Genomic DNA, 26,141 nt, shown 5'->3' with positions numbered 1-26,141 from the left:
GGCCTGACCGTCGGGATGGGGAAGATGGGGATGGATGGCGGTCTGAAGCTGGTTGGGAACGCAGCGGCGCCGGCGCAAGGCCGGGGCACCGCGGCGCGCACCAGCCTCGAGGATGCGTTCAACGGCTATCGCCTCTTCTTCGGCCGCCAGCCGGCCAGCGTCGAGGAGATCACCGCCGCCACCGGCTGCACTCTCGGTGAATTCCTCGGCCTCTACCTGATGCGCAAGGAGTTCCTCAACGGCGTCGTCGCCAACCTCACCGGCACGGCGGTGCTGCCGCACATCGTCCTGGCACCGGCGCCGGACGAGGCCTTGAGGCACTGGGCGCTGGACCGCCTGCCCCTGTCGGCCGCCGCGCGCGAGCGCCTTGCCACCAGCCGTTCCTGGCGCTTCTGGCTGCTGACCATCCTGCGCGACGACGGCTTCCGCGCCGGCTTGCCGGCCGGGGTGGGCGACTGGCTGGCCGGCTGCGGCCTGGAGGGCCGGCTGGCGGCGCTGGAGCTCGCCCCCACCCGCCGCCTGATCGGCGAGCTGTCGCACAGCGGAGCCGGCACCGTGTCGGGCTGGTGCGCCAACGCCAGCGATTTTTCCGAGCGCATCGTGCTGGAGTTGACGCTCGGCGGCCGCTTCATCGGCGCGGCGTGCTGCGACCGCTTCGTCCCCGGCCTGGGCGAGCGCATCGGCAGCGGCGGCGAGCACGGCTTCAGCTTCGACATCCCGACGGCCCATGCCGACCTCGCCGCCCGCGGCGCGATGCTGCGGGTCTGCGACGCCCAGTCCAAGGCCCCCTTCGGCAGCGACCTCTACGTCAAGAGCAATTTGCCGGCCGCCCTCGACGAGCTCGGCCAGATGCTGGCCGCCATCCAGTCGGTGAAGGAAACCCTCGCCAGCCTGGAGCGGCAGCTTCCCCATGCCCTGCGCAATATCAGCCCGCCGCTGTCGGCCTATGGCAGCCTGAAGGCGCAGGGACTGCTGGCCTGCCACCGCCCGCCGGCCGGACAGGCCATTCCCGCCGCCGCGGCGGACGTCACCGTCAACCTCATCCTGTGGCCTCATCCTGTGGACGGGGGCGCCCTGGCGCCGGCGCCGCTGCGCCGCATGCTCGCCTCGCTGGCTGCGCAGTCGCATGGCCGCTGGATGGTGACGGTGCTGGACGATGATGACGGCGGCGACAGTGACGGCGGCGGCCTCGGCGACGAGGCGCGGGCGCTGCTCCGCCCGCTGGAGGATGCCGGCCGCCTGGTGGTCGCAGCCCCGGCGGCCCTGCCCCGCCTGCTGGCCGGCCATCCCGCCCTGGCGGCGGCCGGCGGCCATCTGCTGGTCGGCCGCGCCGGCATCCTGCGGCCGGACGCGCTGGCCGCCTTCCTCGGCGCGCTGGAGCCGGGGACCGCCGGCCGCGCCGCCGTCGCCTACAGCGACCATGACGTCGCCATCGCCGGCCGCGGCGGCAAGGCCGCGCAGCTCCTCCCGGTGTTCAAGCCGGACTTCGACCCGGTGATGCTGCTGGCCTACGACTATCTCGGCCCGATCGCCATGGTGGCCGCGGACGCGCTGCTGAAGGCCTTCGCCGTCGCCGACGGGGTGCCGCCGTCCGGGATGCACGACCTGATGCTGCGGCTGGCCGATTGCGCCGCGTCGGGCGGCATCCGCCACATCGCATCGGTGCTCTACGGGCTGGAGCAGGCCGTCGACCTGCGCGACCCCGCCGGCCTGCCCCGCCTGCTGGCCGGCGAGCCGGCGGCGGTCGAGGCCTGGGCCGGACGCCGCGGCCTGGAGCTGCGGGCGCGGCGGGCGCCGCTGGTCAGCGAGGATGGCGAGGCCGGCCAGACCCTGGTCGAGGCCTGCGACATCGAGTTCCCCGCGGCCGATCTGCCGCCGGTCAGCATCATCGTGCCGACCCGCAACTCTCCGGTCCTGCTGCGCAACTGCCTGGATTCCCTGCTGCGCACCCGCCAAGCCTATGGCGGGCCGCTGCAGATCCTGGTGATCGACCACGAGAACGAGGATCCCGACAGCGTCGGGCTGATCGCCGCCATGCGCGCCCAGCGCGGCGTCGACGTCATGCCCTATCGCGGTCCCTTCAACTGGGCGCTGATGAACAATCTGGCCGCCGCCCAGGCGAGCGGCGAGGTGCTGGTCTTCCTGAACGACGACGCCATGGCCGCCGACCCCCGCTGGCTGGCCCGCGCGGTGGCGACGCTGCGCCTGCCCGAGGTGGGGGTGGTGGGCGCGCGCCTGCTCTACGGCGACGGCAGCATCCAGCATGCCGGCGTGGTCACCAGCCAGGAGCAGGGGGCGGTGCATGAGGCGATCGGCGTGCGCGGCGACGAAGGCGGCTATCTCGGCCGCAACCTCGTGCTGCGCTCCGCCGCCGCGGTGACCGGCGCCTGCCTGATCACCCACCGGGCGGTGTTCGAGGAGGTCGGCGGCTTCGATGCCGGCTGGCCCGTCAACTGGAACGACATCACCTATTGTCTGGCGGCGCGCAAGGCCGGGCGGCGGGTGGTCTATGATCCCGCCGTCTGCCTGTACCACCATGAATCGAAGACGCGCGGATACCTGTTCGGTCAAGCCGCGCATGACGTCCATCAGAACGACCTGAACCGGCTGCGGGCCGACTGGTCGGAGTATCTGGAGGATCCGTTCCACAACCCGGCCTTCAACCGCATCGCGTTGCCCTTCGTGAGGATGACGCTGTGAGACGAAGCCATGAGGCGAGGGACAGGGTGCCGAATCCTCCAAGCCATCGGGCCTTCCCGATCGTGCACAAGCCTTGCCGGCCTCTCACGCAGCGTGCTCTAGGCCCGTGCCATTGGACATCCGCCTGATGGATGGTTCCGTGAACCCCATTTCCCCGGTCGAAATGTCGGAGAACACCGCCGAGCGCACCGGCGCGTCGGCGCGCCCGCGGCTGGGCGGGGTCGGGCAGACCATCTGGCTGACCCGACCCGACCTGCGCGCGCTGTGCGGGGACGACCTGGAACGCTTCGAATGGTGGCTGCTGCTGAACGGCGCGCGCGAGTACCGCGCGCTGGCGGAGACGGATTTTGCCGTCTCCCCGTATCTCCTGACCGAGCCGGCGGCGGAGGCTCTCCCGGAGGTGCGCCCGACGCTGACCCGCTTCATGACGCTGGTCCGGACCATGCGGCCCGACCTGCAGGACGCCTTCGACCTGCGGACGGTGGAGTGCCAGCAAGGCTTCGTCTGGTGGTATTTCATCCAGGGCTCGGCCGAACTGCGCCTCGGCCGTTTCGTCACCGAGGAGCAGAAGCGTTTCCTGAACGAGCCGGACGGGCGCGTCCCCGCCTTCGGCACCCTGGCGATCACCCGCCTGATGGTGCAGCTGTGGCTGCGGCGTCCGGACCTCCAGACGCGCTTTCCGCTGGATGCCCACAGCGGGCGCCTCGCCTTCCTGGTGTGGTACTTCACGCAAGGTCTTGCCGAGACGCAGCTGGCCGACATCGTTGATGCCCCCCAGGCGCGCGCCCTTCTCGTCCCCGTCCCCGGGGCTCCACGGCTGCCGCCGGTCCTGGCGATGATCTGGTCCAGCGACGCCGCCCTCCAGGCGCGCTTCGCGGACCCGCTCGGCCCCGAATTCGCTCGATGGGCGCGCATTGAGGGGCCTGACCATTCCCTGATCCTCAAGCGGCTGGCCGATATGGACATGCTGGACAGGGACATGCTGGACAGGGCCCCCCCGGCGACCATGAAGGCGCCTGCGGTCCAGGCGAGCCACCGCACTCTGCCGTTCGGCCTCAACCTGATCGGCTACGCCCGCGGGCAGTTCGGCATCGGCGAGGATGTCCGCATGGCGGCGCTCGCCATGCAGGCGGCCGGCATTCCCTTCAGCATCTACAATGTCGAGCCCGGGCGCGAGGTGTGCCAGGGCGACGACAGCGTCGATGCGCTGATCACCGACCGGCTTCCCTATGCGGTCAATTTGCTGTGCACGACCGGCATCGAGACCGCGCGCCTCGCCGCGGTGGAAGGATCGGCGCTGTTCGACGGGCGCCGCACCATCGGCTATTGGCCATGGGAGCTGCCGGAGTGGCCCAAGGAGTGGCACCATGCCTATGACCTCGTCGACGAGGTCTGGGGGTCGAGCCGCTACACCTACGAGGCCTTTGCCAAGAGCAGCCCGAAGCCGGTGCGGCACCTGCCCATGGCGGTTGCGGTGGACGCGACCGCGGGGCTGAGCCGGCGTGACTTCGGTCTGCCCGAGAACCGCTTCCTCTTCGTCTTTTCCTTCGACGTCCTGTCCAGCTTGGCCCGGAAGAACCCGCAGGCCTGCGTGCGGGCCTTCAAGCAGGCCTTCCCGCTTGGGCATGAGCCGGTCGGGCTGGTGGTCAAGGCGATGCGCGGGACGCCGGAGAACCCGGTTTGGCAGGCGCTTTTGGAGGAGGCCCGGGCCGACCGGCGCATCACCATCATCGACGAGACGCTGAGCCGGGGCGCGGTGCTCGACCTCTACCGGGCGTGCGATGCCTTCGTCTCGCTGCACCGGGCCGAGGGTTTCGGGCGCGGGATCGCCGAGGCGATGATGCTGGGCAAGCCGGTAGTCGTCACCGGCTTCTCGGGCAACATGGACTTCACGACACCGGGCAGCGCGGCGCTGGTCGACCACCGGTTGCGCCCGGTGTCGCCGCAGGAATACCCGTTCGCCGGCGGCCAGCTGTGGGCCGAGCCGGATGGAGCCCACGCCGCCTGGTGGATGCGGCGGCTGGTCGAGGATGATTGGCTGCGCCGACGGCTGGCCGAGCAGGGGCAGAGGCTGACGGCGGCGACCTACGCGCCGGCAGCGGTCGGCGCGGGATATGCCGCCCTGCTGGGCTGGTCGGCACAGGCGGGTGCGGTCCGATGACCGGGCAGATCAGGGGGAATGTGGTCGGGCTGGAGGATGTGATGGTGATCGCCACCGACGATGCCACCCTGGCCACTGACCACGCGCAGGACGTGAAGCACATCGTCGACCACCTCAAGGCCGAGCGGCGCGACGAGCACGCCCTGCACAAGACCGTGCACCGCCCCTGGGGCTCGTACCGTGGCAGCCGTTTCCAGGTCAAGCGGATCACCGCCAAGCCGGGCGAGCGGCTGTCCTTGCAGATGCACCAACACCGGGCGGAGCACTGGATCGTGGTCGAGGGTACGACGCTGGTCAGACGCGGGGAGGAGGAGATCTTCGTCTCCGGGAACCAGTCCGTCTACATCCCGATGGGAACGACGCACCGGCTGGAAAATTCAGGAAAGGTGCCACTACACTTGATCGAGGTTCAGTCAAGGGCTTATCTCGGCGAAGATGAAATTATTCGCTTAGACGATGGTTATTGGTCAAGGTTGGATACTTCGATCGTGATTTAATAATATTTCTCATTCCCGATTTTTCACATGAGGAGATAAGTGATATGCAGCAATATATAGAGGCGGCGGGCCTTCTAGCTACGCTTCCCGCTATTAAAGGGACCAGTATCTATGCCAATTTCGACGGACTCGATTTTGATCATGGTGCTGCGCTGATATACGGCTGGGCATTCGATGCGGCGAGCCCAGACAGTACCCCTGAAATACTGGTCTTTGGGTCCACCGGAATAATCGGTCGCGGAAAAGCAGATCTGGCTCGACCTGATGTTAACGATGCTGGTGTGCCGAGAGTCGAGGTCGGGTTTCGAGTTCGTTTGAAGCCGAGAGCAAACGAGAGAAAGTTGAAGATTGTCGTGGATTCCGGCAAACAACAGCATATACTACTTGAGATCAGGCTAACGGAAAACCTTCCCACTTGCGTATTGACTAGAGAAGACGTTATTTCAGTATTCGGACTTCTATTTCATCGTATCCCAGAGAGCGATGACGCGATTAATCATCAGTTATCTGTGCACAGATCTAAGGATAGCTTGTTTGCTGCTCTGTTTCGATCTCCCGAATTTCATGAGAAAAATATGGATGTGATTGCTTTGTTGCGCGCCAATACTGAAGGCAATTAATATGAATACCTCAATCGTGATCAATACTTATAATCGAGCATCTCAGCTCCGCGATTGCCTACGTGCCCTTCGCAACCTCGAAGGTCAATTCGAGGTCGTCGTTGTGAACGGTCCGTCGACAGACGAGACGCGAGCACTCTGCAACGAATACGCTTCATCCATCACATATCTCGAATGCCCAGAAAGAAATCTCTCCGTTTCGCGGAATGTTGGTATTGCAAACGCGATGGGTGACATTATTGCATTTATAGATGACGACGCAGTGGTCCATCCGTCTTGGTTAAACAAGCTTCTGGAAAAGTATAATTCAGACGATGTTGTTGGGGTTGGCGGCTTTACCAGAGATCATACAGGAAAGCGATACCAAGCAACTTCCACACTTTGCGATAGACTGGGAAATGCCTACACTGTACCCAGTGGGATTTCACGCGAAATATTTTGCTTCCCCGGATCGCCTCTGTTTCCCTCTCTTCTTGGGACCAACTCGTCGTTCCGCGCGTCGGCGCTGCGAGAGATTGGTGGCTTCGACGAAACCTTCGCTTACTTCCTCGATGAGACGGACGTCTGCTTAAGGCTCGTGGACCAAGGTGGGCAGATCGTGTACGCCCCCGATGCCCTTATCTATCATCGCTACGCGCCGAGCCATCTGCGGAACCCAAATAAGGTTCCGACCACGTTGCATATCCCCAGCCGAAGCAAGGCCTACTTCATGTACCGACATGGCGTGACGGCACTAGACGAGATCGCTGTGACGGTCGAAATCGTTAAGTACCGCGACGGCTTGCGCCGGGACAACCGGTGGCTCCGCGAGCACAACTATCTCAGCCCGGCTGCCGAAGCGCTCCTCAACCAGGAGGTGGAACTCGGCATCGAGGAAGGCCGTGAGCTGTCCCGGCGTCCCGCCCCCACCAACCTATTGGAACGCGCGGCGGATGTCGCCAAAAGGCCCTTCAAGGGGTTCAACGCCCGCGGCGCCCAAAAGCTGCGGATCGCGCTGGTCTCTCAGGGATATCCTCCAAACGACACCGCTGGCATCGCACGGTGGACGGAGCATGTCGCCAGTGGCCTCGCGGCACGCGGGCATCGGGTTCATGTCATTACCCGCGCAGAAGCCGAACCGACGGTCGATTTCCGGGACGGTGTCTGGGTCCACAAGGTGCGAGCTGTTGAGGGTGGAGAACTCGGTGAGGTGACCGCCGCGATCGACATACCGGGCGACCTCGCCCACTGGTCGGCCGGCGTGTACGTGGAACTGCAGGAGATCGGTTTTACGAACCTAGATTTGGTTTCCGCGCCAATTTGGGACGTCGAGGGACTCGTCCCCCTGCTACTCTCGCCCATCCCCGTGGTGACGTCTCTGCACACCACCTATAAGCTCGCCTACCCTCACAAGCCGGACTGGCACCGCCCCCTGTACGACTTTAACCACGTCCAGCGCGTCATCAAGGCCGAACAGTTCCTCTTCGAAAAGGCACCGTACTTCCTCGGCAACACGGAAGCGGTCGTGAAGGAAATCCACGACGCCTACGGCGTCGACATCGCGCCGCGGACGATCATCGTCCCCCACGGTGTCTCCGTGCCGCAAATGCCAAAGACTATGAAGACGGAAGCGGGCGACGAGATCACAGTCCTGTTCGTCGGGCGCCAGGAAACCCGCAAGGGGTTCGACACGGCGCTGGATGCGGCCCTTCGTGTCTGCGCGCAGGTTCCCGACGTCTCATTCCGCTTTATCGGCGCCACGACGGAAGACCAGAACAGCAAGCGAGCGGTCCATCGTCTTCAAGAGGGCGCATCCGCGGTGCTGGCACAGCGGATCCATATCGAAGGCTACCGTCCGGACGACCAACTGGCCGAAGCCTACGCCAACTGCGACATTTTTCTCGCTCCCTCCCGCTTCGAATCCTTCGGCCTTGTGGCCATCGAAGCAATGCGATACGGAAAACCCGTTATTGCTGGTAACGTAGGTGGACTTGCGGAGGTTGTTGAGCCGTTGAAGACGGGGCTTCTCGTCGATCCTAACGATCCCGAAGAAATCGCGCAGGCCGTTCTCAAACTCGTCCACGACCGAAACCTTCGCCGGCAACTTGGAAATGCTGCCCGGCAGAGCTTCCTTGCGAAATACACCTTGGAGCAGATGGTCGAAGGCATCGAGGCTGCTTACGCCTCCTTCCAAGAGGTGGACACGTCTTCTAACACAGCGCTGGAGGAAGTCAGATCATGAGGCTGGATCGAAACATGGTCGTCCAGGCACTTGACACCTTCACGGATGTTCAGCCCTCCGATATCGAGGTGAGCAAGCTCCTCTCCTATGTGGAAGGTCCCAAGGACCTGCTATGCCACATATTGCTGAACACCGATTTCCTAGCCAAATACCCGGAGGTGGCGGCGACCCTCCAGGAACTCTCGGGGCCCATGTCGCGCTCGTTACTCGCCTCTCCCGACGCGGCTCTGCTACGGGCGCGGATGAAGCGCTCTCTGCTTCATGATCTTTACGAGAAGCAGAAAAGGTGGGTATCAAAGACGGAAGAACTCAATCAACTCGAAACCGAAATACTTGGCCTGAAGAACAAGATTGCTGCTGTTGGTAAGAACGGGACGCTCTAGTGGTGAATGCGGTCCGGTGTGGAAGATCGCAGCATGATGTGCTCTGGTGTCTGTCTTTATCGTGTAAGTTGGGCTTCTGGCAAATGAGTGAAATAGCGACTCTCTCGTCCGCAGCGATCGTGCAGCAGAAGCTCCTCGGTCGGCTCGCCTGCCCGATAACGCGCGGCGCGCTGGAGGTCTTGCCTCTGGTGCAGTCGGCCGGAGCGGTGAAGGAAGCAGTCCTATGGAGCCCGCGGCTCGGGTCCGTCGTCGGCGAGATCCGGAACTTCCAGATCGACTTCGTGCGTTTCCAGTCGGGGATCGACGTGGGTACGATCCGAGCGCGTATTGTCGAAGGGCACCTGCCGTCGTATGAGGAGCAGCAGCAAGTCTGGACCGCATTCCCTCCCAACGATGCCCTGTTCACGTACAGCGGCGACTGGCGCCCGATTGAGAACATGGTGGTTACGGATTGCGAAACAAGGCCAACAACCATTCGCTGGCAGATCGACCGTCCATGCCAAATTATCTTCGGCGCGCATCCCTGGTCGGGCCATGTGGATGTGCTCGTCAATGGGGAAGTGATCCACCAGCTCGACCTCTACGAGCCGCACACGACCGTTCCGAGAACCGTCGCCGTCAAGCCGGCCCGGCCGGACACCCCATCCGAAGTCGTCGTCCATGCCAAGGGCACCCAATCGACGCAGAGTATGGGCCAACAGTGCCTGTTTTCGGGGTGCGAAATTGCCACGGAGAAGGTCGAGCCTATCCGTTTCGAGAAGAAGCTGCGTGTCCGGGGCGCCAGCTATACGAACCGGTTCAGAGAAATGCTGGCAGCGGTGCCGGCCAGCGGCCTGTGTCTCGACATTGGAGGTGGCAACCGGCAGTTAGACGATCCCCGATACGTCAACCTCGATTATGCTCCATATGACGAACCTGACATCGTCGGCGATGCGCTCAAGTTGCCGTTCGCGAGCGACACTTTTGAATTCATATATTCGACCGGCGTCATCGAGCACCTGAAAGATCCAAATCTCGCTGGGAAGGAAATTTATCGCGTCACGAAGCCCGGTGGGAAAGTCCTCATCGGCATGGCGTTCATGCAGCCGATCCACAGCGAAGGACAACACTTCTTCAATGGAACGGTTTGGGGTCTTGAGGAGATGCTCAAGGATTTTCGGATCGATGACGTCTTCTGGGAGGGCTCCATGAGTTTCTTGATCGAGTGGATGATACAATGCACTCATGTCGATCGACTTGCGGACTCCAGAAAAGTTCAGAATATTTTGGAAACAGTAAAGGAATGGGACAAGCTAGTGACATATGATCGACTGAAATATATTGCCAACGGTGTTTGGTTGTGCGGTACCAAAATCTGATTATCTGCGCGCCTTGCTTCCGAGGACAATTAGAATGATTAAGCTTCAGGTTCCTGAGATCACACGTCGAGGATTATACGCACTGGCGACAACGCAGGAGTGGAAACCCTACGACCTGCCGAAGCTGGGGACGGTTGCCCAGATGGCGGAAACGGCCGGGGCCACTATGACGTTCATGTGCCCGCCCGGCCGCGTCGGCATTTGGCTGCTGCGGCACGCATGGAGCGGGCTCGTGGAGATCACCTGCGCCGGCCACTCCATTGTGGTTGACCTCTACGCCGAACACCAGGACGAGGGCTTCTTTCATTATATCGACGCCGGTCCGCACGGCGCTGCCGAAGTCGTTGTCCGGGTTCTCGGACGGCGGAACTCAACGTCCGGCGGCGATCAAGTCTGGGTTGTCGGATTGGCCGTGGAGGCTCTGCCGGACGAGCGGGGAGACGTCCTGACGTTGTCGCCCGGCTGCAAGTTGATCAATGCCGAGTGGGGGCGCTTCCTCGTTCTGCTGACAGACAAGGACATTCCCAACGTCATCCAGTCCACAGGGACATGGGGCGGGGACGACATCGGGCTGTTCAAGGCGTGTGTCCGACGCGGCGATGCCGTGCTCGATGTCGGTGCGAACTTCGGCCATCACTCGGTCGTTTTCTCCCAACTGGTCGGGCCGGAGGGGGTTGTCGTCTCAATCGAAGCGCAGCGGGTCATGTACCAGTTGCTGAATGCGAACTGCGTGCTGAACGGTTGCCGAAACGTTAGGACGGTGCATGTCGCCGCGTCGGATCGACCTGGGAAATTGACGCTGTACCCCATCGATTACGAGCATGAGTGCAATTTCGGGAGCCTTGGCATCAATCCACAGCCGCCAGAGAATGCTGCTGCGGAAACAGTTGACGCAGCACCTCTGGACGATCTTCTCCAGCAATCCTTTCCCGACATCAGGATTGGGTTCATCAAAATCGACGTCCAGAGTTACGAGTTATTCGTGCTGCGCGGTCTTGACCGGTGCCTACGCGAACACCGTCCGTTTGTGTTTTTCGAAGTGTCACCCCATTGGATGCAACTTGCTGGGTATGATTATCGAGTGATCTACGAATTTCTCGGCGGCCTGGGTTATGGCTTCCGGCACCGGGCGGACGTCGAGGTGGGGGCAGCAGGCTTCCCCAAGCGCTCTCTGGACGACCAGTACGAATGGGACGTGCTTGCCATTCCGACCGAACGGATGCGGGAGGTTGCTGCGGCCGGCACTGGCCGCTGGAGGTAGATGGGCGGGTGAACCCACTCCAGGCCGAACTGTCTACAAGACGGAAACCGACTGGATCTGATCTGTCCGAAGATGTCAGGCGCTCATCGCCCCTTCTCGAACGAGAGCAGGCCGCCGGAGATGTAGGCGGTGGCCGCGGCGTACCGTTCGAGAAGGGGCGATGAGCGCCTGACCTTACGACGGAGGGGCGGCACATCGGCACCTCTCCCCGACCGCGGCGCACCAGCAGGGCTCAGATACATCCCTCGTCTCCACAGTGGGGAAAAATCACCATTCATCAGATGACGAGCATGACCTTTCAATTACTCGAATATACAGGCGATCCTAACCGGCAAGGGCCACGGATTTAATTTTCTTGAATATGCACATATGGAACCCAATGGTCATATTTTTTGTTTATATTTCTGGCTGCTCTATCTTTGCACTGCTTTGCGCATACTTGCAAAGGCGGCTGGAGGACCAGCTTGCTTTTGCCTATGACACGGCTCCGATTGCGAACCACCGCCGCTTCTGGTGGAACACCGCCGTCGCGGCCACCCTGCACGGCACCTTGTTCGCGCTGGCCGGCGTCATCGGCACAGAGTTGGCTGCGTGCGTCATTCTTGCGCTTTACGCTACGAACATCGCTCTGCACAGACTATTTGGCCGCGTCCTGTCGCCCGGAGACCTAAACAGCGTCCGTGAGGCGCTGACCTTCCTGCCGAGCTATGTGCCGCCGCGCCGCCTTGCCGTCATAGCGATCGCCCTGGCCCTCGCTGCGGCTGGCGCAATGCTGCTGGGACACTGCGCCAACGCCGCCCTGGCCTTTATGTCGGGTTCGAGGTTCCGCCTCGGGCTTCTGCCGGCCAGCATGGCCGGCTGGGCCGTACTGTGGTGGCGGGCGCGCGCATGGCCACAGGTCGACGATGCCCTCGCCTACTCGCAGACAGACCAAAACATTAACGTCCGGCGGCTCGGCTTCCTTCTACAAGGCTGGCTCCTGCTAGTCAGGATGTCGAGACCGCACAAGCCCCACGAGTTTGACCGGCGCATCGACGTTCTGTCGAAGGTGCGCCGGGTCGGCGGTCAGCCGGATGGATGCCGCGAAGCCGCAGGCGATCCTGATGTCATTGTGCTGATGATGGAGTCCCTTGCCGATTTGGCGGAACTTGGCATCCCACTCGCGGCGGAACCACTTGTCTATGTCAAGGCGGAAGGGCCGGAGCGCGCTCGCGGCCGTCTCAATGTGCCCGTCGTCGGCGGAAACACCTGTAATACCGAGTTCGAGGTGTTGACGGGCATTCCCACAGGGTCGGACGGGAGCGGAATGCTCCCCTATATGAGCAGGCTTAACGACGGCGTCTACGGGCTTCCCCATTGTTTGAAGCGCCGCGGGTACACGAGCTGCGCCGTGCACCCCTTCCACCGGTGGTTTTACAACCGCGATAGAGTGTACCGGAAGCTGGGTTTCGACGAGTTCTTCGCCGATGAGAGCTTCTACGGCGCGGCGCGGCAATTCGACCGGATTTCCGACAACGCATTCGTTGACCTCATCCTTTCAAAGCTTGAGGCCGACCGGCCGAACTTCGTCTTCGGCGTCTCTATTATGGGGCACGGCCCTTACCCGCCAGCCGAGCACGACAGGACCGACTTCGTCGATCCCAGCTTCTTCAAGGGTCAGCCGCTTCAGAAGGTGGTCGACCAGTACTGCAGGGTCACAGCAGCGACCGACCGCGCCCTGGCCCGCCTACACCGGGGCCTAGAGAGCCGGGCTCGTCCCTATGTCCTTGTGGTCTTCGGGGACCATGTACCGTTTTTCACGAACAGCCTGAATGGACTTGAGGTCTGGAGGGACATCCTCATGACTCTCGGAAACGACCAAGTCCGGGAAGATGACCTGTTTCGGACCCCCCTCTTCGTATTCTCCAACGTTCCTGGCGTGGCGGATACCCCCTTCGGTACACTTGACGCCAACGACCTCGGGGCGGAGATCCTGGCCCGGCTGGGGATCGCCGACGAGGCCGCGTTCGGCGCCCTTCGGGCGTGTCGCATGGCTCCTGAGGATCGTGCCGTCTATGCCTATGATACGATCTACGGGGCGCAGCTCCTGACGCAGGATCTCGTCGCGACGACGGAGGGGGAGCGCTACGAACTCAACTCAAAGCTTTACGGCCGCTATAACACCAGCAGCCGTCAAATTGACACTCTGTTCCTGCTGATGAAAGAAGGGCGTTACGACGAGTTCGACGCTCTCTACGCGACCCTTCCGAAGGACGACGTCCTAATCGGCCGCGCCCAACTCCTCTGGGCAGCGCGCCAGATCGACCTAGGGCGCACGGATGACGAAGTCGTGCAGGCGCTGGTCAACGTGATCGCCAGCCCGGACCCCTTCTGGGGCTATTTCCATCGTGCCCGGCTAAACCTCATGCGGGGCGACTACGCCGCCGTGTCGGCCGACGTGGCAGCCGCACATGCCACTGGGTCGGGAGAAAGCTCAAATCTCGTTGCCCTCGGGAAAAGCCGCTTCGCACTGAACGATTTTCCAGGCGCGCTCGCCGTGCTTGATCCGCTGGTGAATGCCGGGGAACGCAATCCGGGCGCGAATCTAGTGTGGGCGGCGATGCAGATCGACGTAGGACGGACTGATGCGGCCATCGACACCGCCCTGAATTGCGCCGCCGCTGCGCCGGAGCCGTTCTGGGCCTATTACCACCATCTCCGCCTTCTTCTCGCCCGACAGGACCACGCTCGCGTCCGCGAAATCGCAGCGGCGGCGGCCCAGCTACTGCGGGACCGGCAGCAGCCGGACGGGGAACTGATCTCTGCCCTGATGGGGCTGGTGCGGCCGGTCTTCATAGCCGGGAACCGGGAGGCCGCACTGGCCCTTCTCGAGCCGTTGGTCGAGGCCGGCGTATCACCTCCTGAGGCGGACCTGCTTTGGGCGGCAACGCGGATCGACGTCGGGCGCATTGATGACGGCGTCAAGGCCGCGCTCGACCGGGCAGTTGCCATGGGGGACCGGTTCTGGGCTCTCTACCACCGCATCCGCCTGCACGTCGCGCGAGGCAGCTTGGCCGACGCCTTGGCCGATGTCGAAGCCGCGGAGGAGATCAATCCCGCCGGCGCGCCGAACGTGCGAGCCCTTTTGCCTTGACACCTACCGTCGCTTCTCCCGCGCCCGACGCTTGGCTCCGGCCCGACGCGAAACCACGGCGCGTCCTGGTCATCCATAATCCCGTTGCCGGGGGGCGCCGGGCGTTGCGCCTGTACGCCACTATCGAGGAGCTGGCGCAGCGTCATGGCGCCAACGTGACGGTGTGGGCCACCTCGAAGCCTGGCGACGCCGAGGCAATGGCTGCGGCGGTTAAGTCAGGGCGCTATGACGTGATAGCCGTCGCCGGCGGGGACGGCACCATTAGCGAGGCGATCAACGGTCTAGCCGCCTGCGCCGCCCCCGTCGGCATTCCCCTCGGCATCATTCCATTGGGGACCGCCAACGTCCTGGCGCATGAACTAGGGCTGCCGTTTGACCCCAGCGGCACTGCGGCGCTGTTGGCGACCGGTGGGGGGCGCCCGATCCACCTGGGCGTGGTGAACGGCCGGTATTTCAGCATGATGGCTGGCGTGGGCCTCGATGCCCGGGTGGTCGACGGCGTTTCGACCCGCTTCAAGCGCGTGGTGGGGAAAGCCGCCTACGCCACGAGCACGCTCGTCCAGCTCTGCGGGAGGACCGACCATGTCTACCACGTGAAGGTGAATGAGGAGAGCTGGGAGGTGGCGTCGGTGGTCGTCGCCAACGGGCGTTTCTACGGCGGGCGCTTCGTCTGCGCGCCGCAGGCCAGCCTTGCTGTACCCGGCCTGCACGTCTGTTTGTTCCGTCGGCCAGGCCAGTGGAACGCGGTGCGCTACATGTGCAGCATCGCCATGGGGCGCCTGCACCGACTGCCGGACTACCGCGTAATCCCAGCTGGGACAGTGTCCATTGAAGGGCCAGCGGGGGAACCGGTCCAGGCCGACGGCGACATCGTCGCCCGCCTGCCGGTGCAGATCGCGTCGGCTGCGCGACCGCTGCCGGTGCTGGCGCCCGCAAGCCTCACGCTTGGCGGGCCAGCTTCAAGAGCATCTTGCCGGCATAGGCTCTGAGCTGACTTGAAGAGAATACGTGCGGCGACGAAAAAGAAGGACTCCAAAGATGGGGCACCTCCATTCATACCGACGACAGGTCCGGAAGCACCTCGTTGGTGGCCTCCAGCAGGCGCTGTGATGCCAAGTGGGCGTAGCGCATCGTCATCGACATCTGGCTGTGGCCGAGCAGCTGGCTGACCTCGTAGAGGGTCCGCCCCTTCAACACGAGGGTGCTGGCGAAGGTGTGGCGGAGATCGTGGAGGCGCAGGTCCGTCGGCAGGCCCGCCGCCTCCTTCACGCTCTTCCAGGTATTGTAATAGCACGTGCATTATGGCCTTGGACGTCGTGTCTCGGACCGGCCGTGCAGGCAGTAGTGCTGCCACCCGGATGCAAACGCCGCCGACTGCACCGCTTTGGCGACGTCTGGATAGGCATTGAGGTACCAAGCCTCATCGAACTGCTCCGGCGTGTCGGCCACCGGAATCCCCGTTGGAAGTTCTTCCATGGCCGCCTGCATGCCCTGGACGTACTTGCAGGGCGCCTTGGCGCAGACGGGATGGATACGATCCTCCTTGATGAACCGGCGTAGTTCCACGGCGACGGCGCCGTTCCAGATCTCTTCGGCCGAGGCCTCATGCAGGTTGCCGAGGAACCCGGAGGCGAAGCAGCAGGGCTTCACGGCGCCGTCGGCCGTGACCATCATCCATGTCCAGGGATAGTGACAGTCCTTGACGGTCTCAGTCATGGCCCGAGCCCTCCTCGTCGAAGAAGACGCCCTTGTTGTGGTCGAGATGCACCGGCAGGCCGAGACGCCGGCCCTCCTCCACCGCTTCCCGAAGACACCGGTTCGACAGCGCCGGGTGACTCCACAGTCCTTCAGCCGCATAATCGAAGACCCACCCGCCCTTTTCCGTGCGGTAGCGGGCCATTTCCTGGTCCGGCCAGCGGTTGAGATGCCAGAAGCAGACGGCGTCGGCGCCGAGCCCCGCCGCGAGTTCGACGAAGGCCGGCGCCTCCTCGATGTTCGCCCGCATGAGGGTCATGTTCAGGTACACGAGCGGGCGCGGCTTGCCGGCGTCGGCGCGAGCCGCGATAAGGCGCTCGACGTTGCGGGTCAGTTCCTCGAAGGCGTGCCCGCGGATCTTCCGGTAGGTCTCCGCCGTCGCGGCGTCGACCGAGACGTTGATCAGGCCGATGTTGGAGGCAACGAGGCGCGAGAGCCTGCGGTCATCCAGCAGCGTCAGGTTCGTGTTGATCGAGGCGTCGCAGCCCTCGGGCAACCGTTCCAGCACGGACCAGAAGGCCGGGCTTGCCAGGGGCTCCCCGATGCCGTGGAGCTGGACGCTCTTCGCCTGGCCGAGGAACCGACCGACCGTCTCGGCAAGCGCCTCCTCCAGGTGCTTGGGGCGCTCGACGGCGCCGATGCTGTGCGGGCACATGACGCAGCGCAGGTTGCAGATCGACGACGTCTCCAGCGTCACCATCACCGGCGTGCTCGCCACCACGCAGGTCCTCGCCCGGCACTCGGCCAGAGCGAGTGCCTCGTTGTCCCTGGGGGTCACGACAATATCCTTCCCGGCATCACGTCGCCCATGCACAGCCTCCGGTGATCTCCGCTACCCTGGAAAGCATGCGCTCCATCCATCACAAACGCCTGATTGTGCGCTGCTGGGAAAGCCACATAGCATGATCGCCGAGGCGAAACCAGAAAGCCGCGACGGAGGGTCGGCGGCGATGATCCGGAGGCTGGAAATACCAGTGGATCAGACCCCGTCGATCATCCCCCATGCCGGGCAGTCAGTCCGCCCGGCAGCTTGAGAGCGTCGCCCCCTGCCATCGTCATTCCACTTTCCGGCCGGGGGATGGTCAGCCTACAGTGACGCCGACCGAGGGGTGGGTCGGATCGTCTCCCGGCTGTGTCGAATCCGGTCCGTGAGCAGCTCAGGGGAACAGCGTTGAAGAAAGTCGATGTTGCGATCTGTGCTTACGGAAAGCCATACCACACCGCCGTTTCGATCCTGTCCCTGCTGGACCATAGCGGCGCGCATATCGACAAAATCTATTTCCAGGAAGAAAGAAGCCATCCCTTCGACTCCGACTTTTCATTCATCAAGTCGCACATCAAAGACGCGGATATAATTCACTACATACCGCCAATCCATCATGGCTGGTATCCACACGATCCCAACAGGCTGTCCGATGAGGATTATCGGAACTCCATCCGTTACCAATATGCCTGGGAGAATACCGACAAGAAATACCTGTTTCTCATGCACAATGACTGTCTCTTCTCCCAGGACGTCATCGGGGACATGCTGTCGAAGATCGATGGCTCGGAATACAGCGGCATCGGCCCAATCGGCCAATGCTGGAACTGCCCGGCGCATCATGCCGGGGTCTGCGACGGCTCCCGGTACGAGAGCTACAATCCGACTTATGAAGAAATCTGCGCCCTGATCGAAAAGCACCCGTCACCGCGGACATCGCCCGACACGGTGGATCGCCGGCAGCCGATGCCGCTGCCCGAATGCCGGCTGAACGAGTTCTTTTGCCTGATCGACATCGGCAAAGTCCGGGACGTGGTTTCGCCCAGGGGAGATGTCCATCCCATCGGCATGATGGGTCTCGACACTGGAGTGGACTGGTTCCGCCAGCTTTTCTTGCGTGGGCACCGCTTTTTGAACTGGTACGATCACACCATTCATGGCTGGACGAACGCGAGCAATGGTGGCCACCAATCGAACAGCGATGAAGCGCTTTACAGAAAAATGGAAGAAGCGGCGAAATCCCACTTTCTGGAAAGATGGGCGAAACGGGAAGACTTGGTCATCCCCGCCGTCTCTTCCCATCAATCCGTTTCCCCGGCTTCCCATGAGGCGGCCCTTTGAACCGCGCTTGGTTTGCCGGAGGCCCTTTGGCTTGGGGTCACGCCGCCATGAGGCCGTCCTCGGCCCAGGCATGATAGGGCTATAGCCAAACGACGCCCCGCAGATCAGGAGCGGGCCGCCCCCCGGCCGGCATTGCCTGAGCCTTTCGGCTTTTCTCCCGAAGCGGGGGATGCCGCCGCCTCCTGCGGCAAAGCCGGCATATGCAGGACCTGCCGCAGGGTGATCGTTCCCTCCCGGTCCTTGTGCACGGCCAGCACCAGCTTTTCGGCACCGCCTGCCGACGCATTTCGGGGCGGGCGGCGGTTCACGATGACGATGTCGCCGTCATTCATCAGGCGCGCGTTGGTGCCGAAATAGCCGGGCGCCAGCACCGTCGCCATCTCGTCCCGGGTCCCGACGCCCCAGACGGTGAACCCCAGCGAACCGGGAAGCTCGGCGATCGGCTGGACATGGGTGTAGGGGGTCATCATCGCTGCGGCTCCATGCGGATTGATCCGCAAGGAATAAATGCACGCGATAGGATACCGGTCAACAATGCCGGGAAAAATCCTGCCTGATCAGGCGGATAGCCGCTCCCCCCCACTGGGGCCGCGGCCGTCACGCCCCCGATCGGGGCCGGACGATCACGCCGGCCGGCTAGGCATTCGCCACCAGCTTGGGGTTCTTCTTCCAATCCTCCATGATGACCTGGGCCTTGTGGCGGTCCTCGCTGGTCAGCTGGTTGCCCAGCTCATGCGCCTTGGCTTCCAGCTCCTCGCGCTCGGGTCCGGGCTGGGTGCCGGCAGCGGCCATGATATACCAGACATAGGCCTGCACCGGGTTGTGGGCCTTGCTGTCCGGGCTGGCGTAGAGCGCGCCCAGGTTGGTCATGGCGCCGGTGTGGCCCTGCGCCGCGGCCTTGCGCAGCCAGTCCACCCCCTCGACCAGGTCGGGGCGGCCGCCCCAGCCATGGACCAGCATCAGCCCCAGATTGACCTGGGCGCCGACATTGCCCTGCAACGCCGCCTTGCGGTACCAGACCGCCGCCTCGGCATAATCGGGGGAGCCGGCCAGCCCGTTGGAATAGATCAGGCCCAGGTTGAACTGGGCGTTGACGTTGCCCTTCTCGGCCGACAGCCGGCACCATTTCAGGGTTTCGCGGTAATCCTTGGGCACGCCGTGGCCGCGGGCATAGAGAAGGCCCAGATTGACCTGCGCCACCGGATGGCCCTGTTCCGCCGCCTGGCGGTAGAACTCCGCCGCCCGGGCCGGGTCGGGCTCCATCCCGGTGCCGTGCTCGTGGATGACGGCGAGCGCCAGCTGGGCGTTGGCGAAGCCCTGTTCGGCGGCTCGGCCGTACCAGGCGATCGCCTGGCCGACGTCGCGCTCCACCCCCTGGCCGTTGGCGTAGAGCGAGGCGAGCGCATGCTGGGCCACCGCATAGCCGGCCTCGGCGGAGCGGCGGTACCAGTCGGCGGCGACGGCATGGTCCTGCGCCACCCCCTGCCCGAAGGCATGCAGCAGCCCCATGTGGTGCTGCGCCTCGGTATGGCCGGCCTCGGCGGCCAGCCGGTACCAATGCACCGCCTGGGCGATGTCCGGTGCGATGCCCAGCCCGTTGGGATAGAGCAGAGCGAGATTCGCGTCGGCCGTCGGCGGGCTCGCCTTGGAGACGATCTTGTACCAGCGCACCGGCAGCGCGTTGTCCTGCGCCGCGCCCTCGCCGTTGGCGTAGCACAGGGCGAGCGAGAACTGCGCGTCCCGGTGGCCCTGCTCCGCCGCCTTGCGGAACCAGTGGGCGGCGTCGCCGAAATCGCGGACCACCCCCTGGCCGCGGGCATAGAGCTGGCCGATGCGGTACTGCGCCTCGGCGTCGCCGCGTTCGGCCAGCGGCATCCAGTCGGCGACGGCGGCGGCATAGTCCTCCGCCTCGAAGGCGGCGAGGCCGCGCCGGAAATCGGGCTTGCGGGAACCGGTGGTGGATTTGCTTCGCTTCAGCATCTTGCCGAACAAGATCAGGGCTCCCGCAGGCTTTCGTCGAACCCGCGCAGGATGGGGCGCAGGAAATAGGTGATGATCCGGCGTTCGCCGACCTTGATGTCGGCGGTCAGCGGCATGCCGGGGATCAGGCGGAAGTTGGACGGCACATTGTCCAGACCGGTGGTCAGCAGCTTGATCCGCGCCCGGTAGAACAGCATCCCATTCGTGTTGTCCTTGCTGTTGGAGAAGGAGTCCTCGCTGATCGTCGCCACCTCGCCCTCGAGCGAGCCGTGCTGCATGTAGGGATAGGCGTCGAGCTTGACCCGCACCTTGTCGCCGATCTGGACGAAGGCGAGGTCGCGGGCGTCGATGTTGGCCTCGACCTCCAGGGGCGCGCCGACCGGCACCAGGGTGAAGAGCGGCTCGGCCTCCTTGGCGATGGAGCCGGGGGTGGCCTTGGGCGAGACCTCCAGCACGATGGCGTCGACCGGTGCGTCGAGCTGGACCAGCGACTGGCGCTTGCGCGCCTTGGTCAGCTGCTCGCGCACGGCCTCGCGGTCGTTGCGCTGGGTGGTCAGCTCCTCGATAATCTTGCCGTTCCACTGCTGGATGAAGACGTCGCGCTCGGCCAGCTGGGCCTGCAGGTCGTGGCGGTTGCCCTGCAGCTCGTTCTGGTTCAGGACCAGGTTGCGCTCGATGTCGATGCGGTCGCTGGTGGCCTGCAGCAGGTTCAGCTTGCTGCCGACCTGCGTCGCCAGCAGCGAGGAGCGCATGGTCTCGATCTCGCGCACCACCTTCAGCCGCTCGTTCAGATGGACGCGGTCCATCTCGTATTTGGAGACGTTGGACTGCAGGCGGGCCAGCTTCTCCTCGTAATTCTGCATCTGCGACTGGTACTGCGCCTGGCGCTCGCGCCACAGCGCCTGCTGCAGCGTGCCGTAGCCATAGCGGTCGCTGCCCGCCACGAAGGGCTTGCCGTCATGCTCGGCCTCCAGCCGGGCGATCTGGGCGTCGGCACTTGCGAGCCGGGATTCCAGCTGCAGGACGTCGGCCTGGGTGAAGGTCGGGTCCAGCGTCGCCAGGGCCTGGCCCTGGTGGACGACGTCGCCGGCGCGGACGAGGACCTGCTTGATCGCCGCCATCTCCAGCGGCTGGATCATCACGTTGGGCTCGGTCGAGATGATCTTGCCCTGGGAGGCGACGATCTTGTCCAGGTAGGACAGCGACGCCCAGGTGATCGCCCCGATGACGAACAGGGCCAGCAGATGCAGCGTGATGCGCGCCAGGAACGGATCGGGGGCGTTCTGGATCGCCTCCGTGTCCTTCTGGAAGGCGCCGACCGCCGCCTTGCCGCGCGCCTTGGCGCGCTTGTCGAGCGGGGAGGCCGGGTTGCGCGCTACGGCATCGTTCGCGGGGATGCGCGTCGTCTCAATTTTCGCAAGCTTCTGTGCGGTCAAGGGACGCGCTCCTAGATGTGCCGGTTCTGCTGGTGCCAGAGATGCTGGTAGATGTCGCAGCGCCCCAGCAGCTCGTCATGGCGGCCGCTGTCGACCACCTTGCCGCGGTCCATCACCAGGATGGTGTCCGACGGCACCAGCGACGACAGGCGGTGCGAGATCATGATCATGGTGCGGCCGCGGGCGATGTTCATCAGGTTGGCCTGGACGATCGCCTCGCTCTCGGCGTCGAGCGCCGAGGTCGCCTCGTCCATGATCAGGATCTTCGGGTTGGTCAGCAGGGCGCGGGCGATGGCCAGGCGCTGGCGCTGGCCGCCGGACAGGTTGGACGAGCCTTCCTCCAGCATGGTGTCGAGGCCCTTGGGCAGCCGCTCCACGAACTCGTCGGCGCCGGCCAGCTGGATCACCTTCAGGATCTCGTCGGTCGTCGCCCCCGGCTTGGCGGCGGCGACGTTGTCGCGGATGGTGCCGGTAAAGAGGAAATTGTCCTGCAGCACGACGCCGATCGAGGCGCGCAGATGGTCGAGGTCGTATTCGCGCAGATCGTGGCCGTCGATGCGGATCAGGCCTTCCTGCGCCCGGTGCAGCCCCTGCAGGAGACGGGTCACGGTGGTCTTGCCCGAGCCGGAGCGGCCCATCACGCCGAGGATGGTGCCTTCGGTGGCGGCGAAGGACACGCCGTCGAGCGCCGGCGGCGCCGAGGGGGCGTAGCGGAAGCGCACCTCCTGGAACTCGACCGTGCCGCGCAGCGGCGTGCGCAGGCCGCGGCCGGTGCGGCCCTCTTCCGGCGCGTGGTTCATGATCGTGCCCAGCATCTGGACCGAGATCGACACCTCCTGGAACTGCTGGACCAGCTGGGCCATCTGCAGCAGCGGCTGGGTGACGCGGCCGGCCAGGATGTAGAAGGCGATGAGCGCGCCCATCATCATGTCGCCGTTCAGCGCCAGATAGGTGCCGAGGCCGAGCAGGCAGGCCATCATCAGCTGGTTCAGCGGCATGGCCACCGTCTGGCCGATGATCATGATGCGGCCGACGTCGAAGCGCTGTTCGGCGGCGCGGGCGACGCGGTGGTCCCACTCCTGCTTCTGCCGGGCGTCGAGCGCCAGCGACTTCACCGTGCGCATGCCGTGGATGTTTTCGATCAGGAAGGACTGCTGGCGCACCTCGGCCTGGTAGAGATCCTTCATCCGGCCTTTGATCAGCGGGATCATGATGCCGATGTTGATCGCCATCAGGATGGAGAAGGCCAGGACCAGGACGGTCAGCGGCACGCTGTACATGAACATGATCGGCAGGAAGACGACCAGCGAGACCGTGTCCAGCAGCGTCATGAAGAGCTGGCCGGTGAGGAAGGTGCGGATCCGCTCGGCCTGCTGGACGTTCTTGACGATCTCGCCCGACGACACCTTCTCGAAATAATGCATCGGCAAGCCGACGAGCTTGTTGAAGACCTGGACGTTCATCTTCGCGTCGATCTTCTTCGTCGCGTAGAGCATCAGGTACTGGCGCAGGTAGGAGAAGGCCGTCTCGAACAGGATGACGCCGATCATGCCGACCATCAGCACGCCCAGCGTGCCCAGGCTGCGGTGGACCAGCACGCGGTCGACCACCAGCTGGAAGAAGATCGGCACGGCGAGCGCGAACAGGCTCATCAGGATCGCGGCGATGCCGATGTCGCGGAAGATGCGCTTGTGGCGCAGGATCTCCACCACGAACCATTTCAGGCCGAAGGGCTGCTCGGCGTCGGCCAGGCCGTAGTCGCGCTTCAGCAGCACCACCTCGCCGGCCCAGGCCTGGCTCAGGCGGATGCGGTCGACCGGCAGGATCAACTCCTGCCCGGCCAGCGGATCCTGCAGAATGGCGACGTCGGTGTCGCCCTGCTTGCCGAAGCCGACCACCACCATCGAGTTGCCGTTGCGCAGGCGCAGAATGGCGGGGAAGGCATCCTGGAGCTTGCCCAGATCGTCCCAGTCCAGCGTCGTCGCCTCGGCCTTCAGGCCGATCGACTTGGCAACGCGCAGCAAGCGCGCGGTGTCCAGCTCCTCGTTTCCGATGACGTTGCTGTGCTGAAGCCGCTCGGCCGAAACGTCGAGGCCACGCTGGCGCGCGACGACAGCCAGGGAATGCAGCCCGGTGTGGGCGCAGGGGACTTCCGCAGCTAAGGTCATGGGAACCGCCGTGAAAAATGTGGAATGCGTCGCGAAGGCAAGGTCTTCATACCGTTCGGTCACCCGGTTTCGATCGACCATGCGCTCCTTGGGGGCCAGGGCGCGACGAAGCGCGTAGAGTCCGCCACTTGCGAACGATGCATAGCCACGCGATTCCGTTGAGATAGCAGAATTGGCCCAACAGCGGCAAGCCATCTGTCCCAGGGCCCATCCGCCATCCATCATATGTCTCCACCCCATGTGGCCGTTGCGGCACATCCATCCGGAGACGAGATGCCGCTTGCGGCAGCGCATGGTCATTGCTATCGACCGGCAGGACGGCTTTTCTGCCGACGAAGACTTAACGCCAAGCGGTCAGCCCGATGAAAAAGCCTTCACACAAGCAGGCCAGGGCCAAGCGCCCGGCCATTCCGGCCCCCTCCCCGCAGAGCACGGCTCCGGCGGCTTCGGCAGGGGACGCCGCCTTCGGCCGGGCGCTGAGCCTGCACCGGGAAGGCCGGACGGCCGAGGCGGAGGCCGGATACCGCGCCGTGCTGGCTGCCGATGCCGGCCACACCAACGCCAACAACAACCTCGCCATCATCCTGCGCGCCCGCGGCGACTGGGAGGAGGCGCTGGGCTGCTACCGCCGGGCGCTTGCCCGCAACGCGGCCGATCCCTTCGTCCACAGCAACCATGGCTGCCTGCTGCAGGACATGGGCCGAAGCGCCGAGGCGGAGGAGGCGCTGCGCACCGCCATCCGGTTGAAGCCCGAATATGCCGAGGCCCACTTCAACCTCGCCAACATCCTGCGCAACCGCGGCGACCGCGAGGCGGCCAAGGCCGCCTATGGCGAGGCGCTGCGCCTGAAGCCGGACATGGCGGCGGCGCTGTGCAACCTGGGCGACCTGCACAAGGGGGCGGTCGAACTCACCCGCGCGGTGGAGTGCTTCGTCGCCGCGCTGAAGGCCGATCCGAAATCGGCCGAGGCCTGGAACAACCTGGGCGAAACGCTGAAGGAGATGGGACGCATCGAGGAGGCGGTCGGCGTCTTCCAGAAGGGGCTGGAGGCGCACCCCACCCACGCCCTGATGCATTCCAACCTGCTGCTGGCCCTGCACTACACCCCGGCCGTTCCGCCCGAGACCATCTTCAGGGCCCATATGGCGTGGGCACAGCGTCATGCCGACCCGCTGCTGCCCGCCGACAGGCGCCATGCCAACCCGCGCGATCCCGATCGCCGGCTGCGCATCGGCTACGTCTCGCCCGACTTCTGCGCCCATTCGGTCGCCTTCTTCGCGGAGCCGCTGATCCGCGAGCATGACCGCGAGCACTTCGAGGTCTTCTGCTACCCCGCGTCCGCACGCTCCGACGTGGTCACGGAACGGCTGAAGGGGCTGTCCGACGGCTGGCGGTCGCTGGTGGGGGTGGACGATGCCCGCGCCGCGGCACTGATCGAGCAGGACGGCATCGACATCCTGGTCGACCTGACCGGCCACACCGCCAACAACCGGCTGACCCTGTTCGCCCGCAAGCCGGCGCCGGTGCAGGCGACGTGGCTGGGCTATCCCGACACCACCGGCATGCGCGCCATCGACTGGCGCTTCAGCGACGCCATCGCCGAGCCCCCGGGCGAGGCCGACCGGCTGAGCGCGGAACGCATCGTCAGGCTGCCACAGGGCTTCCACAGCTACCGCCCGCCGCTGGACGTCGCCCCGCCGGCCGAACCGCCGTTCCGCGCCAACGGCCATGTCACCTTCGGCTCCTTCAACAACACTTCCAAGGTGACAGGGGAGGTGGTGCGTGTCTGGTCGGAGATCCTGAAGCGGGTGCCGGGCTCGCGCCTGATCGTCAAGAGCGCCCAGATGGGCGACGAGGAGACGCGCCGGCGCTATCTGAACACCTTCGTCCAGTGCGGGATCGACGCCGGCCGGATCGAGCTTCTGGCCCGCATCGACGCGGCCGACGGGCATTTGCGCGCCTACGACCGCATCGACATCGGGCTCGACCCTTTCCCCTACAACGGTACCACCACCACCTGCGAGGCCCTGTGGATGGGTGTGCCGGTGGTGACGCTGACGGGCGCCAACCATGTCGCCCGCGTCGGCGCCAGCCTGCTGACCCATTGCGGGCTGACGGAGCTGGTGGCCTCCGACATGGAGGGCTACATCGCCACCGCAGTGGCGCTCGCCGGCGACCCGGGCCGCCTGGACCGGTTGCGCCGGACGATGCGCAGCCGGCTGAGCGCCGCCCCGCTGACCGACTACACGGGCTTCGCCCGTGGGGTCGAGGCGGCCTACCGCGCCATGTGGCGCGACTGGGTGGCCCGCAGCGCCGCCTGAGGGAACGCCACCCGAGGGGATGAAAGAGGAGAGGGCACGGCCC

At 64.6% G+C, this 26,141-nt stretch carries 18 protein-coding genes and 1 pseudogene; 12 read left to right on the top strand and 7 right to left on the bottom strand.

All coding sequences use genetic code 11. From position 1 onward, the window contains the following. Positions 1–30 precede the first annotated feature (30 nt). The 10 genes from TSH64_RS28880 to TSH64_RS28840 all read left to right on the top strand — a co-directional run bounded on the left by TSH64_RS28880 (position 31) and on the right by TSH64_RS28840 (position 15,323). Positions 31–2,700 carry a glycosyltransferase gene (locus tag TSH64_RS28880; RefSeq protein ID WP_109095142.1) on the top strand — a complete coding sequence of 890 codons (2,670 nt, stop codon included), beginning with the start codon at positions 31–33 and terminating at the stop codon, positions 2,698–2,700. Between the two features lie 139 nt (positions 2,701–2,839). Continuing rightward, entirely contained in the window at positions 2,840–4,861 is a 2,022-nt protein-coding gene (locus tag TSH64_RS28875; RefSeq protein ID WP_199237385.1) for a glycosyltransferase family 4 protein, read from the top strand. Next, positions 4,858–5,358 carry a cupin domain-containing protein gene (locus TSH64_RS28870; RefSeq protein WP_109095144.1) on the top strand — a complete coding sequence of 167 codons (501 nt, stop codon included), beginning with the start codon at positions 4,858–4,860 and terminating at the stop codon, positions 5,356–5,358. Before TSH64_RS28875 ends, TSH64_RS28870 begins: the two co-directional genes overlap by 4 nt. A 44-nt stretch (positions 5,359–5,402) precedes the next feature. Then, positions 5,403–5,978 carry a hypothetical protein gene (locus tag TSH64_RS35445; protein WP_146207955.1) on the top strand — a complete coding sequence of 192 codons (576 nt, stop codon included), beginning with the start codon at positions 5,403–5,405 and terminating at the stop codon, positions 5,976–5,978. A 1-nt stretch (position 5,979) separates the two neighbouring features. Beyond that, a complete protein-coding gene (locus TSH64_RS28865; protein ID WP_109095145.1) occupies positions 5,980–8,199 on the top strand; it encodes a glycosyltransferase in 2,220 nt (739 codons plus the stop codon). Then, positions 8,196–8,582: a hypothetical protein gene (locus TSH64_RS28860; protein WP_109095146.1), complete on the top strand. Its 387-nt coding sequence runs from the start codon at positions 8,196–8,198 to the stop codon at positions 8,580–8,582. Before TSH64_RS28865 ends, TSH64_RS28860 begins: the two co-directional genes overlap by 4 nt. Positions 8,583–8,701: 119 nt before the next feature. Then, positions 8,702–9,940 carry a class I SAM-dependent methyltransferase gene (locus TSH64_RS28855; protein WP_158285308.1) on the top strand — a complete coding sequence of 413 codons (1,239 nt, stop codon included), beginning with the start codon at positions 8,702–8,704 and terminating at the stop codon, positions 9,938–9,940. 34 nt (positions 9,941–9,974) lie between these two features. Then, positions 9,975–11,201, top strand: a complete 1,227-nt coding sequence (locus TSH64_RS28850) for an FkbM family methyltransferase (RefSeq protein WP_109095148.1) — start codon at positions 9,975–9,977, stop codon at positions 11,199–11,201. Positions 11,202–11,580: 379 nt separating this feature from the next. Next, the gene (locus TSH64_RS28845) at positions 11,581–14,334 is read left to right on the top strand and encodes an LTA synthase family protein (protein WP_158285309.1); all 2,754 of its coding nucleotides are present in this window, start codon (positions 11,581–11,583) and stop codon (positions 14,332–14,334) included. Further along, positions 14,331–15,323 (top strand): diacylglycerol kinase family protein, encoded by a 993-nt coding sequence (locus tag TSH64_RS28840; RefSeq protein ID WP_109095150.1) that lies wholly within the window; start codon positions 14,331–14,333, stop codon positions 15,321–15,323. The genes TSH64_RS28845 and TSH64_RS28840 overlap by 4 nt, the downstream gene beginning before the upstream one ends. Before the next feature lie 64 nt (positions 15,324–15,387). On the opposite strand, the pseudogene TSH64_RS28835 reads toward TSH64_RS28840, so the two are convergent. From TSH64_RS28835 to TSH64_RS28825, 3 genes and pseudogenes are all read right to left on the bottom strand, one after another. Next, a pseudogene (locus TSH64_RS28835) lies at positions 15,388–15,609 on the bottom strand (tyrosine-type recombinase/integrase); the annotation flags it as partial. A 24-nt stretch (positions 15,610–15,633) separates the two neighbouring features. Next, positions 15,634–16,050 carry an SPASM domain-containing protein gene (locus tag TSH64_RS28830; RefSeq protein ID WP_158285310.1) on the bottom strand — a complete coding sequence of 139 codons (417 nt, stop codon included), beginning with the start codon at positions 16,048–16,050 and terminating at the stop codon, positions 15,634–15,636. Continuing rightward, complete coding sequence (locus TSH64_RS28825; protein WP_146207958.1) at positions 16,043–16,867, bottom strand: radical SAM protein; 825 nt, start codon at positions 16,865–16,867, stop codon at positions 16,043–16,045. The genes TSH64_RS28830 and TSH64_RS28825 overlap by 8 nt, the downstream gene beginning before the upstream one ends. 393 nt (positions 16,868–17,260) lie before the next feature. Between TSH64_RS28825 and TSH64_RS28820 the strand changes: the two genes are divergently transcribed. Beyond that, positions 17,261–18,193: a hypothetical protein gene (locus TSH64_RS28820; RefSeq protein WP_109095154.1), complete on the top strand. Its 933-nt coding sequence runs from the start codon at positions 17,261–17,263 to the stop codon at positions 18,191–18,193. Positions 18,194–18,297: 104 nt separating this feature from the next. Here the strand turns inward: TSH64_RS28820 and TSH64_RS28815 are convergent, their stop codons facing one another. The 4 genes from TSH64_RS28815 to TSH64_RS28800 all read right to left on the bottom strand — a co-directional run bounded on the left by TSH64_RS28815 (position 18,298) and on the right by TSH64_RS28800 (position 23,777). Next, positions 18,298–18,663 (bottom strand): hypothetical protein, encoded by a 366-nt coding sequence (locus TSH64_RS28815; RefSeq protein ID WP_109095155.1) that lies wholly within the window; start codon positions 18,661–18,663, stop codon positions 18,298–18,300. A gap of 166 nt (positions 18,664–18,829) precedes the next feature. Beyond that, positions 18,830–20,185 carry an SEL1-like repeat protein gene (locus TSH64_RS28810; RefSeq protein WP_109095156.1) on the bottom strand — a complete coding sequence of 452 codons (1,356 nt, stop codon included), beginning with the start codon at positions 20,183–20,185 and terminating at the stop codon, positions 18,830–18,832. A gap of 2 nt (positions 20,186–20,187) precedes the next feature. After that, the gene (locus TSH64_RS28805; RefSeq protein ID WP_247872675.1) at positions 20,188–21,609 is read right to left on the bottom strand and encodes an HlyD family type I secretion periplasmic adaptor subunit; all 1,422 of its coding nucleotides are present in this window, start codon (positions 21,607–21,609) and stop codon (positions 20,188–20,190) included. 11 nt (positions 21,610–21,620) lie between these two features. Then, a complete protein-coding gene (locus tag TSH64_RS28800) occupies positions 21,621–23,777 on the bottom strand; it encodes a peptidase domain-containing ABC transporter (protein ID WP_109095177.1) in 2,157 nt (718 codons plus the stop codon). Between the two features lie 362 nt (positions 23,778–24,139). On the opposite strand from TSH64_RS28800, the gene TSH64_RS28795 reads away from it, so the two are divergent. Beyond that, complete coding sequence (locus TSH64_RS28795; protein ID WP_109095158.1) at positions 24,140–26,098, top strand: tetratricopeptide repeat protein; 1,959 nt, start codon at positions 24,140–24,142, stop codon at positions 26,096–26,098. The last annotated feature ends 43 nt before the right edge of the window (positions 26,099–26,141 follow it).

Source organism: Azospirillum sp. TSH64 (genome assembly GCF_003116035.1).
Taxonomy (GTDB): domain Bacteria; phylum Pseudomonadota; class Alphaproteobacteria; order Azospirillales; family Azospirillaceae; genus Azospirillum.
Note: the sequence above shows the minus strand (reverse complement) of the source record. Positions and strands in the feature narration are given on the sequence as shown.

What these genes read in the sequence shown, in the direction of transcription:
- TSH64_RS28845 (WP_158285309.1), top strand. Translation starts at nt 11,581, where the DNA reads ATGGTCATATTTTTTGTTTATATTTCTGGCTGCTCTATCTTTGCACTG.
- TSH64_RS28795 (WP_109095158.1), top strand. Translation starts at nt 24,140, where the DNA reads ATGAAAAAGCCTTCACACAAGCAGGCCAGGGCCAAGCGCCCGGCCATT.
- TSH64_RS28860 (WP_109095146.1), top strand. Translation starts at nt 8,196, where the DNA reads ATGAGGCTGGATCGAAACATGGTCGTCCAGGCACTTGACACCTTCACG.
- TSH64_RS28870 (WP_109095144.1), top strand. Translation starts at nt 4,858, where the DNA reads ATGACCGGGCAGATCAGGGGGAATGTGGTCGGGCTGGAGGATGTGATG.
- TSH64_RS28850 (WP_109095148.1), top strand. Translation starts at nt 9,975, where the DNA reads ATGATTAAGCTTCAGGTTCCTGAGATCACACGTCGAGGATTATACGCA.
- TSH64_RS28800 (WP_109095177.1), bottom strand. Translation starts at nt 23,777, where the DNA reads ATGACCTTAGCTGCGGAAGTCCCCTGCGCCCACACCGGGCTGCATTCC.
- TSH64_RS28815 (WP_109095155.1), bottom strand. Translation starts at nt 18,663, where the DNA reads ATGATGACCCCCTACACCCATGTCCAGCCGATCGCCGAGCTTCCCGGT.
- TSH64_RS28880 (WP_109095142.1), top strand. Translation starts at nt 31, where the DNA reads ATGGATGGCGGTCTGAAGCTGGTTGGGAACGCAGCGGCGCCGGCGCAA.
- TSH64_RS28865 (WP_109095145.1), top strand. Translation starts at nt 5,980, where the DNA reads ATGAATACCTCAATCGTGATCAATACTTATAATCGAGCATCTCAGCTC.
- TSH64_RS28830 (WP_158285310.1), bottom strand. Translation starts at nt 16,050, where the DNA reads ATGACTGAGACCGTCAAGGACTGTCACTATCCCTGGACATGGATGATG.
- TSH64_RS35445 (WP_146207955.1), top strand. Translation starts at nt 5,403, where the DNA reads ATGCAGCAATATATAGAGGCGGCGGGCCTTCTAGCTACGCTTCCCGCT.